Genomic DNA, 12,665 nt, shown 5'->3' with positions numbered 1-12,665 from the left:
ACCCCTGTGGCGCAGAGGTCCGGTGCCGTGGGCCAACCCGTCGCCCCACGCGGGGGGGTTGTTACGGTACCGTTCGACCAACGAGATGGGACGAACGGTCCGTTCACCCGGAGAACCGACGGGTCCACCCCGTTGCCGCGGCGGTGCACGCCGCGTCGCCGGATCCGGTGGTGCGGCGGTGCGATCGGGGCAACCGGATCACGCTGCCGAGCGGTTCCCGCGACATGATCAGGTGCACTAGTCTCGCGGCGGCACGATCGACGACCTTGGGGGCACCTTGGCCACGTGGGACGACATCGCCGCATTCGTCCGGTCCGAGTACCGAGTCATCGAGGACACCGGCGACGAGATCCGCATCCTCATCGAGTACGAGGACGAGCGCAGCCAGGTGATCATCGTTTGCCGGGAGGTGCTGGACCAGCGCGAGGAGTGGGTCCAGATCGCCTCGGTGTGCGGGCTCGTCTCGGACGTGGACCTGCGCCTGGTGCTCAAGGAGATCGGCGAGACCTCCGTCGTCTGCGGCGCGGTGATCATGGGTGAGCACGTGGTGCTGCGCCACTCGCTGCCGCTGCTGAACCTCGACATCAACGAGTTCCTCGACCCGCTGCAGCTGGTGGCGGACACGGCGGACCAGCTGGAGGAGACCTTCTTCGGCGGCGACGGCTACTGATCCCGCCGATGGGGTGGCGGCCGGTTCCCGCCGGATCGATCCACCCCGCCGAAGATGACCCGATGGGACGCGGCTGAACGTGTTCCACCGCGCCGGGGAGCTTGACTTCTCCGCGGCGCGGCGCGGAAATCGAGGTCATGGCCCGTTCCGCCGGAACCACCCGAATCCCGGTCGCCGTGCTGCTGGTTCTCGGCGTGCTGCTGGCGGGTTGCGCCCGCCCGGTGCGCACCGCCGCCCCCGCGAGCAGGCCGAACGTGGTCGTGGTGATGACCGACGACCAGTGGCTGGACAGCGTGCGGTTCATGCCGAACGTGCAGCGGCTGCTGGGGTTGGGCGGCGCCACGTTCGACCGGTACTACGCGTCGTTCCCGCTGTGCTGCCCCTCCCGCTCGACTTTCCTCAGTGGACAGTTGGCGCACAACAACGGGGTGCGGCACAACGCGCCGCCGCTCGGCGGCTACGACGCGCTGGACGAGGAGAACGCGTTGCCGGTGTGGATGCAGCGGGCCGGCTACACGACCTCGCACATCGGCAAGTACCCGAACGGCTACGGCAAGTCGGACGAGACGCACGTGCCACCGGGCTGGGACGAGTGGCGCGGCTCGATCGACCCGACCACCTACGACATGTACGGCTACCGGTTGAACGAGAACGGTCGGTTGCGCACCTACGGCGACCCGTGGGTGCAGGACCCGGCGATGTACCAGACCGACGTCTACCGGGACAAGGCGATCGACTTCATCGACCGGCGGTCGGCGGCGGACGACCCAATCTTCCTGAGCGTGGCGTTCCTGGCCCCGCACGGGGAGAACGTGCACGGCGCCCCGGACAACGGCGACTTCTTCCGGGTCGGTCGCGGCCCGCGGCCCGCGCTGCGCCACCAGGGCGAGTTCGCCGCGGAACGGCCGCCGTACGACGCGTCCTACGGCGAGCAGGACGTGGCGGACAAGCCGGAGTTCCTCCGCGACTACCCGGAGATCTCGGCGGCCACCGGCACCGAGATCGCCACCAGCTACCGGCTGCGCCTGGAATCGCTGCTGGCCGTGGACGAAGCGGTGCAGCGGATCGTCGACGCGCTGCGCGCCAACGGGGAGCTCGACGACACCTACCTGATGTTCGTGTCGGACAACGGTTTCTTCTTCGGCCAGCACCGCGTCCCGACCGGCAAGTTCCTGCCGCACGAGGCGGCGGCGCACGTGCCGCTGCTGCTGCGCGGGCCGGGCATCGCGGGCGGCGCGCACGTGCCGGAGCTGAGCACGAACACCGACCTCACCGCCACCATCACCGACATCGGCGGGGCGGAACCGACGATCCCGCTGGACGGGCGTTCACTGCTGCCGTTCGCCCGGGACCCGTTGCTGCGCACCGGAAGACCGCTGCTGCACGAGGCCGCGGAAGGCGCGCTGCCCGACCCGGTGCGGCCGGGCGCGGCGGGCGACGGAGCCTCCGCGCTGGACGTGGCGTCGGGCCGGGCGGCCGGGGCAGGCGACCTGGACCAGGACGGTTCCGCATCACCGCCCGCGCCGGCGAAATCGCGCGACGACCACAGCCAGGTCCTCGACGCCGCCTACGAGGCGATCCGCACCGAACGCTATCTCTACGTCCGGTACGTCAGCGGCGACCACGAGCTCTACGACCTGCACGTGGATCCGGACGAACTGGCGTCGAAGCACGACGACGCCCGCTACACGCAGGTGCGGGCGTTCCTCGACCGGCATCTCGACGCGCTGCAGGGCTGCCGCGGCGCGGAGTGCGCCCGGCCGATCCCGGCCGCACCACGACCCGGGTGAGCGCAGGGGAATACCCGCGACGAAGCCGGAAGATCGACCGAACCGGCCGTACCGCCCGATCCGGACCGGTAGGCTGCCGCGCGTGCTGTTCTTGATCCCCGCCGCCGTCCTGTTCGTGATCTTCGGGATCGGTTTCGCCTACGAACGGCGGCTGGTCCGCAACGGCGTCTACCTGTTCCTGGCCTGCCTGTTCCTGGTCGGCGGCCTGCTGATGTGGCTGGCCACGTACTCGGAATCGGCGGCGGCGGTGGTGCTGATCGTGCTGGCCCTGCTGATCCCGCTGACCACCTTGGCGCTCGCGGTGTTCCTCGTCCTCAACGGCGTGACGATGCTGCGGCGGGAGGGCAGGCGGCTCGCGAACGTGCTGTCGCTGGCCGCCGGGGTCGGGATCATCGGCTTCGTGGTGCTGCGCGGGATCGCGGGCACCATCGGGTGGGCACCGCTGGAAGTGACGATGGACGCCACGGGCAAGGTGATCGGCTACGTCTCGGTGCTGTTCGCGTGCTTCCTGCTCTACTCGCTCGTCTACGGCGCCTTCCCGCACCGCCGCCGCGTTGACTTCATCGTGGTGCTCGGCTCGGGACTGATCGGTTCGCGGGTGCCGCCGCTGCTGGCGAGCAGGCTCGACAAGGGCCTCGCCGAGTTCCGCGCGCAGCAGGAGAAGGGGCGCGAGCCGGTGCTGGTCACCTCCGGAGGGCAAGGTCCCGGTGAGGACGTCCCGGAGGCGCGCGCCATGGCCGACCACCTCATCGCGAACGGGGCGCCGCCCGAGCGGATCCTGGTCGAGGACCGGTCGCGCAGTACCGAGGAGAACCTGCGGTTCAGCGCGGCCATCATGCGCGAGCACCGCCCGGAGCACCGCGCGCTGGTCGTGACGAACAACTTCCACGTGATGCGGGCCGCCCGGATCGCCCGCAAGGAAGGCGTGAACGCCCAGGTGATCGGTTCGCCGACGGCGCGCTACTTCTGGCCGAGCGCCACGATCCGCGAATTCGTGGCGGTCTTCCTCGCCCACCGGGTGGTGAACTTCGGGATGTGCGGGCTGCTCGTCGTCAGCACCGTGCTCGCCGCGGTCTGAAACGCGCAACGGGGCGGTGCGACCACGCGCACCGCCCCGCCACGGGAACCGGGCTTCAGCCGGGCTTGACCATCGGGAACAGGATCGTCTCCCGGATCCCCTTGCCGGTGAACGCCATCAGCATCCGGTCGATGCCGACGCCGACCCCGCCGGTCGGCGGCATGCCGTACTCCAGGGCGCGCAGGAAGTCCTCGTCGAGCTGCATCGCCTCGGCATCACCGCCGGCGGCGAGCAGGGACTGCTCGGTGAGCCTGCGCCGCTGCTCCACCGGATCGACCAGTTCGGAGAAGCCGGTGCCGAGCTCCATGCCGAACCCGATCAGGTCCCACTTCTCCGTCAGCAGCGGGTCCTGCCGGTGCTGGCGGGTCAGCGGGCTCGTCTCCAGCGGGAAGTCGCGCACGTAGGTCGGCCGGATCAGGGTGTGCTCGACGAGCTCCTCGAACAGGTGCTCCACCAGCTTTCCCGGGCCCCACGCCGGATCCCAGGTGATCTCCCTGGCATCGGCGAGCTCCCGCAGCCGCTCGACCGGGGTGGCGGTGGTGATCTCCTCGCCGAGCGCCTCGCCGACCGAGCCGTACAGCGTGATCGACGGCCATTCGGCGCCCAGGTCGATGTCCCCGTGCTCCGGGTGGCGCACCACCATGTCGCCGAACACGGCCTTCGCGGCCTGCCGGAACAGTTCGGTGGTGAGCTCCGCGGCCGTGTCGTAGTCCCCGTAGGCCTCGTAGAACTCCAGCATGGTGAACTCGGGGTTGTGCGTGGAGTCCGCGCCCTCGTTGCGGAAGTTCCGGTTGATCTCGAAGACCTTCTCCACCCCGCCGACCACGAGCCGCTTCAGGTACAGCTCCGGCGCGATCCGCAGGTACAGGTCGAGGTCGTAGGCGTTGATGTGCGTGGTGAACGGCCGGGCCGTGGCGCCGCCGTGCACCTGCTGCAGCATCGGGGTCTCGACCTCGAGGTAGTCGCGGCCGAGCAGCACCGAGCGCAGGGCCTGCACGGCCTTGCCGCGCTGGCGCGCCAGCTGCCGCGCCTCGGGGTTGACGATCAGGTCCACGTAGCGCTGCCGCACCCGGGCCTCCGGGTCGGTGAGGCCCTTGTGCTTCTCCGGCAGCGGCCGCAGGCACTTGGACGTCAACGCCCACGAGTCGGCCATGATCGAGAGCTCGCCGCGCTTGGAGGTGATCACCTCGCCGGTGATGCCCACGTGGTCGCCGAGGTCCACGTCGGCCTTCCAGGAGTCCAGGGCCTCCGCGCCGATCTTGTCCAGCGCGAGCATGATCTGGATGGAGCCGCTGTCGTCGCGGATCGTGGCGAAGCACAGCTTGCCGCCGGTGCGGTACAGCAGCACCCGGCCGGTGACCGACACCCGATCGCCGGTGGCGACGTCCGGTTCGAGGCCCTCGTGACTCTCGCGGACGGGCCCGATCGAGGTGGTGCGCGGGTAACCGACCGGGTAGGGGTCGACTCCGCTCTCCCGCAGCCGGTCCAGCTTCTCCCGCCGGATGCGCATCTGCTCCGGCAGGTCCTCGTGATTCTCGTCCACCGCTTCACTCACCCGGACATGGTATCGGCCCAGCTCACCAGCCTGGCCGGGGTGTCGGTCCCGCGTCGGTGGTGGCGCTCGGGCGGCCGGTCCTCCGCGAAGGTGCCCGGTGCCGAGCAGCGCGGCGAGCTGGGGGAGGGCCGCGCCCGGTCGTCGCGTTCCCCGTCGACCCGCCGACGCCGCGGAGGGAGTGAACGGGCCGCGGGGGGGGGGGGGGGGGGGGGGGGGGGGGGGGGCCCCCGGGGGGGGGCGGGGGGGCCCCCCCCCCCCCCCCCCCCGCCGCGGGGGCGGGGGGGGCCGGCCCCCCCGCCCCCCCCCCCCCCCCCCCCCCCCCCCCCCCCCCCCCCCCCCCGGGGGGGGGGGGGCTCAGCGCCGCTGGGCGTGGTCCGGGGCGGGCAGGGTGCGGTGGATCGCCGTGAACAGGCACGCCAGGCCGACGGTCAGCAGGACGTGGCCGAGCCCGGAGGTGCCGGCGAGCGCGGCGCCCGTCGGCTCGCCCAGCACGGTCCTGGTGCTGTGCACCGCCATGCCGCCCGTGGTGACCAGCAGCCCGGCGTTGTAGGTCCAGAAGAACCGGCCGAACCACCTGCTCCGGGCCGGCCCGGCGGCCCGCTCGAACAGCAGGACCAGCAGGAACACCAGGGTGCCGAGCACCAGCAGGTGGGTGTGCAGCACCGAGAGCTGCGTGTCACCGACGAAGTCCTGCGCCTTGGTCAGCTCGCGGTAGTACACCCCGGCCAGCAGGCCCAGCACCGCGTAGCCCACCGCGGCGAAGAAGCTCTTCCGCATGATCGTGTCCCCTCAGCTCGCCGCGGGCACGCGGACCCGGCCGTCGAGGACCTCGGCGACCTGGTCCACCCCGCTGAGGTGGGTGGTGTCGTGCGTGACCAGCACGGTCGCGGTGGCGCGGCGGTGGGTCAGCGTGGTGATCAGGTCGATCACGGCGGCCCCGCGCTCGTGGTCGAGCGCGCTGGTCGGCTCGTCGACGAGCAGCACCGCCGGGTCGTTCATGAGCGCGCGGGCGATGTTGACGCGCTGCCGCTGCCCGCCGGAGAGCTGGTGCGGCCTGCGGTCCTTCTCGCCGGACAGGCCCACCGCGTCCAGCAGTTCCACCGCGCGGTCCCGCGCGTCGCGCGCCGAGCGGCCGTCGAGGTGCGCCATGACCTGCAACTGCTCGGCCGCGGTCAGCGAGGCGATCAGGTTCGGCTGCTGGAAGACGATGCCGATCTTCTCCCGCCGCACCGCCGTCAGCTGCGCCTGGTTCATGCCGGTGACGGTGGTGCCGTCCACGACGACCCGGCCGGAGTCGGGCGTGACCAGCGCGGCGGCGACGGCGAGCAGGCTGGACTTGCCCGAACCGGACGGGCCGATCACCGCCGTCACCGAACCGGCGGGCACGTCCAGGTCGGCGTGGTCCACGGCGGTGAGCCGGGAACCGCCGTCGGGGTAGGTGAGGGTGATGTCGCGCAACTGCAAGCTCATGACTGGCTCCTGGTTCGAGGTGATCAGCGGGCCGGCCGGGCGATCAGCGGGTCGGCCCGATCAGCGGGTTGGCAGGGTGATCAGCCGGTGGCCGGGCGATCAGCGGGTTGGCCGGGCGATCAGCGGGTGGACAGGGCGGTCAGCGGATCGACCGCGGTGATGCGCCGGACCGACAGCGCCGCGCCGAGCGCGCCCAGCACGACCATCACGGCGGCGGGCGGCAGCACCGTGCCGGCCTCCAGCACGAACGGGACGGTGCCCACGGCGACCGCACCGATCGCGGCGGCGATGCCGGTGCCGATGGCGGTGCCGCCGACGAGCAGCACCACGGCCTGCCCGAGCGCGTCGCGCAGCAGGTAGCGGGTGGTGGCGCCGAGCGCCTTGAGCACCGCGACGTCCCCGCCGCGCTGGATGGTCCACACGGTGAAGAAGGCGCCGATGACCAGCGCGGAGATCGCGAACAGGAACGCCTGCATCAGCTGCAGCGACCCGTTCTCCGAGCTGTACGAGCTGATCGCCGACAGGGCGCCTGCGGTGGTGGCGGTGCTGGTGCCCAGCCGCGCGTCGGCGGTCGCGAGGTCGGCGCCGTCGTCGCTGCCGAGGGCGATCACGGTCGCCTGCCGCTCGCTGCCGGGCGACAGCCGCTGCCAGTCGGCGAGGCTCGTCCACACCACCGGGTTGTGGCTGTAGGAGGCGTCGCCGGACACGGCGGTCACCCGCAGATCCTGCCCCGACACGGTGATGGCGTCCCCGGCGCCGACGTCGAGGTCGTCGGCGGCCCCTTCGGAGAGCACGACCTCCCCGGGACCGACGGCGCCGCCCGCGGGCACCAGCGCGGAGCCGGGTTCGACACCGAAGGTGGCCAGCGTGGTGCTGCTCGTGCCGGACCGCACCTTGGCGGTGGCGATGCCCAGCGGGTCCGCGCGGTGCACGCCGGGAACCTCGCGCCACCGCTCCCACTGCTGCCGGTCCACTTCGGACTCGGTGAAGGTCGGCCCCTGGCCCTCCGCCGGCGCGGAGAACACCACGTGGTCGGCGGGCAGGTCGGTGATGGCCGAGGTGCTCTCCCGGCCCAGGCCCGCGGTCAGGCCGGACAGCAACCCGACGAGCAGGGTCATCAGGATGATGACGGTCCCCATCAGGGCGAACCGCCCCTTCGCGAACCGGAGGTCTCTGGTGGCGACGAACACGGTCGAGTGCCTTTCTCTCACGTTCCGGCCGGGTCCCTGCCCGGCACGGCACCAACACTCGTCCTTGGGACGCCGCGGAACATCGCGCCGCCGGTCGGCTCCGCGGTGTCGAAAGGTGCGGGCGCGAATCAACCTTTCGATCGATGCACCGCCCTGACCAGCACGTAGCCTGGGAACACCGTGGACCCGCTGACCCTCACCCGACCGCTGCGCGCGTTGCGCCTGTGCCTGCACCTGCTGATGGCGGGCCTGCTCGTGCTGGCCGCCGTGCACGCCGTCACCACCGACCTGCCGCACCCCGGCGCGGTGATCGCCGCCGCCACCGCGCTGGCCGCCGTGTACGCCACCGGACCGCTGCTGCCGGGGGTGAGCCGGTCGAAGTGGGCCGCGGCGGTGTGGCTCGGCCTGCTCGGCGCCGTGTGGCTGGTGCTGCTGTGGCTCACCCCCGACGGGGTGTGGCTGGCGTTCCCGCTGTTCTTCCTGCAGCTGCACCTGCTGCCGGACCGCTCGGGACTGCCGGTCGTGCTGCTCACGACGGTGTTCGCGATCGCCGGTTTCGCCTGGCACCAGGGCGGTTTCACCCCGGCGGCGGCGCTCGGCCCCGCGCTCGGCGCGGCCGTCGCGGTGGCCGTCGTGCTCGGCTACCAGGCCCTGCACCGGGAGAGCGAGCAGCGCCGCGAGCTGATCGAGGAGCTCACCGCGGCCCGCCACGACCTCGCCGCGGCCGAGCGCTCCGCGGGCGTGCTCGCGGAACGGGAGCGGCTGGCGAAGGAGATCCACGACACCCTCGCGCAGGGCCTCTCCAGCATCCAGCTGCTGCTGCGCGCCGCCGAACGCGCCCTGCCCGACCAGCCGGACCTGGCCGCGGACCACGTGCTGCGGGCGCGCGGGGAGGCGCAGGACAACCTGGCGGAGGCCCGGCGTTTCGTGCACGCCCTCACCCCGCCCGACCTGGAAGGGGGATCGCTGCCGGCGGCGCTGGAACGGTTGTGCGCCACCACTTCGGCGCATTCCGGGGCCGCGGTCCGGTTCCACCTGGACGGCGAACCGGCAGAGATCCCCACCCCGTTCGAGGTGGCGCTGCTGCGGATCGCGCAGTCCGCGCTGGCCAACACCGTCCGGCACGCGCGGGCCGCGGCGGCGGAGATGACGCTGACCTACATGGACACCCGCGTCGCGCTCGACCTGGTGGACGACGGGATCGGGTTCGACCCGGCGGCGGAGTCCGCTGCCGGGCGCGTCGACGGCGGTTTCGGGCTGGCCGCGATGCGGGCGCGGGCCCGCGCGCTCGGTGGCACGTTGAGCGTGGAGTCCGCGCCGGGGCAGGGAACCGCGCTCGCGGTGAGCTTCCCGCGCAGGCCCGCGGCGGAAGGGGACGTGCGATGAGCGGGACCATCCGATTGCTGCTGGCCGACGACCACCCGGTGGTGCGCACCGGCCTGCGCGCCGTGCTCGACACCGAACCGGACTTCGAGGTGGTCGCCGAGGCCGCCAGCGCCGAACGCGCCGTCGCGCTCGCCGGCACCGAACAGGTCGACGTGGTGCTGATGGACCTCCGGTTCGGCGCGGGCATGCACGGCTCGGACGCGACCGCCGCCATCACGGCGCTGCCGGACGCGCCCCGCGTGCTGGTGCTGACCACCTACGACACCGACGCCGACATCCTCGCCGCGGTCGAAGCCGGAGCCACCGGCTACCTGCTCAAGGACGCACCGCCGGAGGAGCTGGCCGCGGCCGTGCGCACCGCCGCCGCCGGCCAGTCCGCGCTGGCGCCGGCCATCGCGCACCGCCTGATGGACCGGATGCGCACGCCCGGCACCGCGCTGAGCCGCCGCGAGACGGAGGTGCTGGAGCTCGTCGCGGACGGCCTGTCGAACCAGCGGATCAGCAAGCGGCTGTTCCTCAGCCAGGCCACGGTGAAGTCCCACCTGGTGCACATCTACGGCAAGCTCGGTGTGGACTCCCGCACGGCGGCGGTGGCCGTGGCCGTCGACCGCGGCCTCATCCGCCGGTAGCGACCGGCCGCGTCACGAGGTTGCCGCGTCACGAGGTGGGCGCGACGACGGTCAGCAGCACCACGGCGTCGCCGACCGCGGTCAGGCCGTGCCGTTCGCGCGGCAGGGCGAGGTGATCGCCTTCCGCCGCCGCGACGGAATCGGACCCGGTGGTGACCCGGACCGAACCGCGCAGCACCTGCAACGTGGCTTCGCCGGGGCTGTCGTGGTCGGCGAGCGCGCTGCCCGCGGTGAGCGCGAGCAGCACCTGCCGCAACGCGTGCCCCGACCCGCCGTGGACGGTGCTCGCGGCCCGTCCCGCGCGGGAGCGCTGGGCGGCGGCGAGCCGTTCGGCGGCGAGTTCGGTGAGCGAGGTCGTGGCCAACGGTCTCCCCTTCAGGACGTGAGCAACAGGACGCCGCCGGTCAGCAGCGCGACGAGCTTGCCGACCTCCAGCGCGACGTAGGCGAGGTGGGCGTGCGAGCGCGGCGGCTCCTGACCGGCGAGCACGGCGCGCGTGCGCCGGCCCAGCACCGGCCGCACCAGCAGCAGCTGCGCCGCCAGCGCGGCCACGGCGAGTCCCGAGGCGACCCAGGTCGCGACCGGCGGCGTCCGCGCGGCGAGGCAGCTCAGCACGACCAGCGCGAGCACGAGCTCGATGGCGTTGAGCGCGCGGAACACCAACCGCCCGATGCCCAGCCCGATCGGCACGGTCACGCCGGGCGCGCGGAACTTCAGCGGGGCTTCGACGAACGAGATCGCGAGCACCATGCCGACCCAGGTGAAGGTGGCGGCCGCCGCGACCGCCCACGCGGTCACACCCGCTCCTCGGGCGCGAGGTGCGCCACGCACAGGTCGGGCTCCACGAACGCGTCCAGCCGATCGACGGTCACCGGGGAACCCGTCGCCGCCGTGACGCCCTGCATGAGGCCGAGGTGCACCTGGCACACGACCTGCCGCTGCTGCTCGGCGAGTTCCAGGAAGGGGCAGTGCCGCAGCCCGATCTCCGCGCCCCTCGCCCGCGTCTCGGGCCGGAAGCCGAGCTCGTCGAGCAGGCCCACCAGGTGCTCGACGGCGTCCGTCCGGGTGGACCGCGGGGTGCCGCCGGCGAGCCGCGCGCCCCAGCGCCGCCCGGCCTCGCCCGCGCTGCGCACCGGATCGGGGGCCTGCGCGACCTCGTCGACGAGGATGCCCGCGAGCAGCCGGTACTCGCGCGGTCCGGCCGGGTCCATGCCCGGTTTGGCGCGGAACAGCAGCGGCGGCCTCCCCGGGCCGGGGCGCCGCGCGTCGACGCGCTCCACCTGCCCGGCGCCGACCAGGGCGTCCAGGTGGAACCGGATCGTGTTCGGGTGCACCGCGAGCCGTCGCGCGAGCGCGGTGATGTCCCACGTCGCGCGGGATTCCCGCAGCAGCGCCAGCACTTCCCGCCGCCGCCCGGACGCTGCCGGGGCCGGGTTCCCGCCCATGACGATCTCCTCGCTTGGTGGCCGTGAGCGCGGGCCGGGGAGGTGCCCTGGTTCCGCTGCCGGTCCTGGTCGTAGAGTTTATACAACCGATCGTTGTGGAAACAGGCCTGGGAGGCCCCATGCCCGAGCAGGAGCTCGACGTCCGCGCGCTGCCGAAACCGCAGAAGCACCCCGCGATCTTCGGCGCCTTCGCCGCGCTCGCCCCCGGTGAAGCGGTCGTCCTGGTCAACGACCACGATCCGCAGCCGCTGCGCGGCGAGTTCGAAGCGGACTTCCCCGGCGGCTTCACCTGGGAGTACCTGGCCGAGGGCCCGCGGGAGTGGCGCGTGCGCATCGGCAGGCTGCACTCGACGCCGCTGCCCCGGATCCTCTGCGACACCGGCGACCTGGGCGACGACTCCGACGCGGCGGGTGCGGTGTGGGCGCTGCCGGTCCGCGACCGCGACCTCGACTCCAACGTCATCCAGCTGCCCGCGGGCCGGAAGATCGACGCGCACGCCGGGCCCGACCTCGACGTGCTGATCCACGTGCTGCGCGGAACGGGAACGCTGCGCACCGAAGGCGGCGACGTCCCCCTCGCTCCCGGCGTGCTGCTCTGGCTGCCGAAGCGCTCGCGCCGCGAATTCCTCGCCGGGGAGTCCGGGCTCCGCTACCTGACGGTCCACCAGCGCCGCAAGGCCCTCACCATCGAAGGGCTCACCCACTCCGACCGCTGACCCCGTGGCGCGAGGTCCCGCGATCGCGGGGCCACGACGGAGGAAGCGGGGAAGGCCGTCCGATTCGACGGTGCGGGCGCGGAAATGCGACGGCGCCGAGCGGCGGACGGTGAGGCCGGCGGGACTCGAACCCGCACTGGCTAGGACCTAAACCTAGTGCCTCTGCCAATTGGGCTACGGCCCCCAGTGCGCACCAGCCTAACGGTTGGTGATGTCCGTTGTGTCCCCGGCCGGGTGGTTCGGCGGGCGCTGGCTGCCTCGACTCGGGGAACGGTCGGTGGGTCCGGGACTGACGTGTGATCTACGGTGTCACCAGCCAGGTGAACATGGAGGAGGACGGCGTGGCTCGTGATCCGGACGCCATTCAGCGCGACATCGAGAAGGCACGTGACTCGCTGGCCGTGACACTGGACGAGTTGAGCACCAAGGCGGACCCCAAGCGGTTCGTGGAGTCCGGTAAGGCCAGCGTGCAGGAGAAGTTGAACGACCCGCGGGTGCGCTACGCGATGATCGGGGTCGGCGCACTGGTCGCCGTCATCGTCGTGCGCAAGATCTTCCGCTGAGCCGCGCGGCGTGCGTCCGCGGGGTCACGACCCTGCTGGGCGCACGACCGCGGCCGCCCCCCGGGGGCCCCGGGCCCCCCCGGGGGGGGCCCCGGGGGGGGGGCCCCCGGGGTGCCACGGGTCGGTGTGCCGCCGCGGCCACACCATGCACCCCGGCCGCCCGCCCGCGGGCC

The 12,665-nt window shown here is 72.9% G+C and carries 14 protein-coding genes and 1 tRNA gene; 7 read left to right on the top strand and 8 right to left on the bottom strand.

Going from position 1 to position 12,665, the window contains the following annotated elements; all coding sequences use genetic code 11:
• Window positions 1-277: 277 nt before the first annotated feature.
• The 3 genes from LCD35_RS24915 (at window position 278) to LCD35_RS24905 (ending at window position 3,538) form a co-directional block, all read left to right on the top strand.
• Window positions 278-670 carry a hypothetical protein gene (locus tag LCD35_RS24915; protein WP_224962730.1) on the top strand — a complete coding sequence of 131 codons (393 nt, stop codon included), beginning with the start codon at window positions 278-280 and terminating at the stop codon, window positions 668-670.
• Window positions 671-807: 137 nt separating this feature from the next.
• A complete protein-coding gene (locus LCD35_RS24910; protein WP_225045056.1) occupies window positions 808-2,460 on the top strand; it encodes a sulfatase-like hydrolase/transferase in 1,653 nt (550 codons plus the stop codon).
• An 82-nt stretch (window positions 2,461-2,542) separates the two neighbouring features.
• On the top strand, window positions 2,543-3,538 hold the full coding sequence (locus LCD35_RS24905; RefSeq protein ID WP_224962726.1) for a YdcF family protein: 996 nt from the start codon (window positions 2,543-2,545) through the stop codon (window positions 3,536-3,538).
• Between the two features lie 55 nt (window positions 3,539-3,593).
• Here the strand turns inward: LCD35_RS24905 and lysX are convergent, their stop codons facing one another.
• The 4 genes from lysX to LCD35_RS24885 all read right to left on the bottom strand — a co-directional run bounded on the left by lysX (window position 3,594) and on the right by LCD35_RS24885 (window position 7,753).
• Window positions 3,594-5,093, bottom strand: a complete 1,500-nt coding sequence (gene lysX, locus LCD35_RS24900) for a bifunctional lysylphosphatidylglycerol synthetase/lysine--tRNA ligase LysX (RefSeq protein ID WP_225045055.1) — start codon at window positions 5,091-5,093, stop codon at window positions 3,594-3,596.
• 354 nt (window positions 5,094-5,447) lie between these two features.
• Complete coding sequence (locus tag LCD35_RS24895; protein ID WP_225045054.1) at window positions 5,448-5,870, bottom strand: DUF2871 family protein; 423 nt, start codon at window positions 5,868-5,870, stop codon at window positions 5,448-5,450.
• Window positions 5,871-5,882: 12 nt separating this feature from the next.
• Window positions 5,883-6,563: an ABC transporter ATP-binding protein gene (locus LCD35_RS24890; RefSeq protein WP_224960618.1), complete on the bottom strand. Its 681-nt coding sequence runs from the start codon at window positions 6,561-6,563 to the stop codon at window positions 5,883-5,885.
• Window positions 6,564-6,682: 119 nt separating this feature from the next.
• A complete protein-coding gene (locus LCD35_RS24885) occupies window positions 6,683-7,753 on the bottom strand; it encodes an ABC transporter permease (protein ID WP_224967873.1) in 1,071 nt (356 codons plus the stop codon).
• Window positions 7,754-7,933: 180 nt separating this feature from the next.
• Here LCD35_RS24885 and LCD35_RS24880 point away from each other — a divergent pair, with 180 nt between their 5' ends.
• Window positions 7,934-9,139, top strand: a complete 1,206-nt coding sequence (locus LCD35_RS24880) for a sensor histidine kinase (protein WP_224967864.1) — start codon at window positions 7,934-7,936, stop codon at window positions 9,137-9,139.
• Window positions 9,136-9,768: a response regulator transcription factor gene (locus LCD35_RS24875; protein WP_224960615.1), complete on the top strand. Its 633-nt coding sequence runs from the start codon at window positions 9,136-9,138 to the stop codon at window positions 9,766-9,768. The genes LCD35_RS24880 and LCD35_RS24875 overlap by 4 nt, the downstream gene beginning before the upstream one ends.
• A gap of 28 nt (window positions 9,769-9,796) precedes the next feature.
• Here the strand turns inward: LCD35_RS24875 and LCD35_RS24870 are convergent, their stop codons facing one another.
• The 3 genes from LCD35_RS24870 to LCD35_RS24860 are packed head-to-tail and all read right to left on the bottom strand — an operon-like array spanning window position 9,797 to window position 11,213.
• Window positions 9,797-10,132 (bottom strand): LuxR family transcriptional regulator, encoded by a 336-nt coding sequence (locus tag LCD35_RS24870; RefSeq protein WP_224960613.1) that lies wholly within the window; start codon window positions 10,130-10,132, stop codon window positions 9,797-9,799.
• Window positions 10,133-10,143: 11 nt separating this feature from the next.
• Window positions 10,144-10,518 (bottom strand): hypothetical protein, encoded by a 375-nt coding sequence (locus LCD35_RS24865; RefSeq protein ID WP_225045057.1) that lies wholly within the window; start codon window positions 10,516-10,518, stop codon window positions 10,144-10,146.
• A gap of 44 nt (window positions 10,519-10,562) precedes the next feature.
• Complete coding sequence (locus LCD35_RS24860) at window positions 10,563-11,213, bottom strand: metalloregulator ArsR/SmtB family transcription factor (protein ID WP_224960611.1); 651 nt, start codon at window positions 11,211-11,213, stop codon at window positions 10,563-10,565.
• A gap of 119 nt (window positions 11,214-11,332) precedes the next feature.
• On the opposite strand from LCD35_RS24860, the gene LCD35_RS24855 reads away from it, so the two are divergent.
• Window positions 11,333-11,929: a DUF2249 domain-containing protein gene (locus LCD35_RS24855; RefSeq protein ID WP_224960608.1), complete on the top strand. Its 597-nt coding sequence runs from the start codon at window positions 11,333-11,335 to the stop codon at window positions 11,927-11,929.
• Window positions 11,930-12,039: 110 nt separating this feature from the next.
• On the opposite strand, the gene LCD35_RS24850 is transcribed toward LCD35_RS24855, so the two are convergent.
• Window positions 12,040-12,113: transfer RNA gene (locus LCD35_RS24850), tRNA-Leu, on the bottom strand.
• A gap of 157 nt (window positions 12,114-12,270) precedes the next feature.
• Here LCD35_RS24850 and LCD35_RS24845 point away from each other — a divergent pair.
• The gene (locus tag LCD35_RS24845; protein ID WP_224960620.1) at window positions 12,271-12,492 is read left to right on the top strand and encodes a DUF3618 domain-containing protein; all 222 of its coding nucleotides are present in this window, start codon (window positions 12,271-12,273) and stop codon (window positions 12,490-12,492) included.
• The last annotated feature ends 173 nt before the right edge of the window (window positions 12,493-12,665 follow it).

It is taken from the genome of Saccharopolyspora sp. 6V, from assembly GCF_020176785.1.
Lineage (GTDB): Bacteria > Actinomycetota > Actinomycetes > Mycobacteriales > Pseudonocardiaceae > Saccharopolyspora_C > Saccharopolyspora_C gregorii.
This window is presented reverse-complemented; position numbering and strand designations above follow the sequence as displayed.

Excerpts from the sequence above, each read along its gene's own strand:
- LCD35_RS24910 (WP_225045056.1), top strand. The coding sequence starts at position 808 with ATGGCCCGTTCCGCCGGAACCACCCGAATCCCGGTCGCCGTGCTGCTG.
- LCD35_RS24895 (WP_225045054.1), bottom strand. The coding sequence starts at position 5,870 with ATGCGGAAGAGCTTCTTCGCCGCGGTGGGCTACGCGGTGCTGGGCCTG.
- LCD35_RS24890 (WP_224960618.1), bottom strand. The coding sequence starts at position 6,563 with ATGAGCTTGCAGTTGCGCGACATCACCCTCACCTACCCCGACGGCGGT.
- LCD35_RS24875 (WP_224960615.1), top strand. The coding sequence starts at position 9,136 with ATGAGCGGGACCATCCGATTGCTGCTGGCCGACGACCACCCGGTGGTG.
- LCD35_RS24865 (WP_225045057.1), bottom strand. The coding sequence starts at position 10,518 with ATGGTGCTCGCGATCTCGTTCGTCGAAGCCCCGCTGAAGTTCCGCGCG.
- LCD35_RS24860 (WP_224960611.1), bottom strand. The coding sequence starts at position 11,213 with ATGGGCGGGAACCCGGCCCCGGCAGCGTCCGGGCGGCGGCGGGAAGTG.
- LCD35_RS24855 (WP_224960608.1), top strand. The coding sequence starts at position 11,333 with ATGCCCGAGCAGGAGCTCGACGTCCGCGCGCTGCCGAAACCGCAGAAG.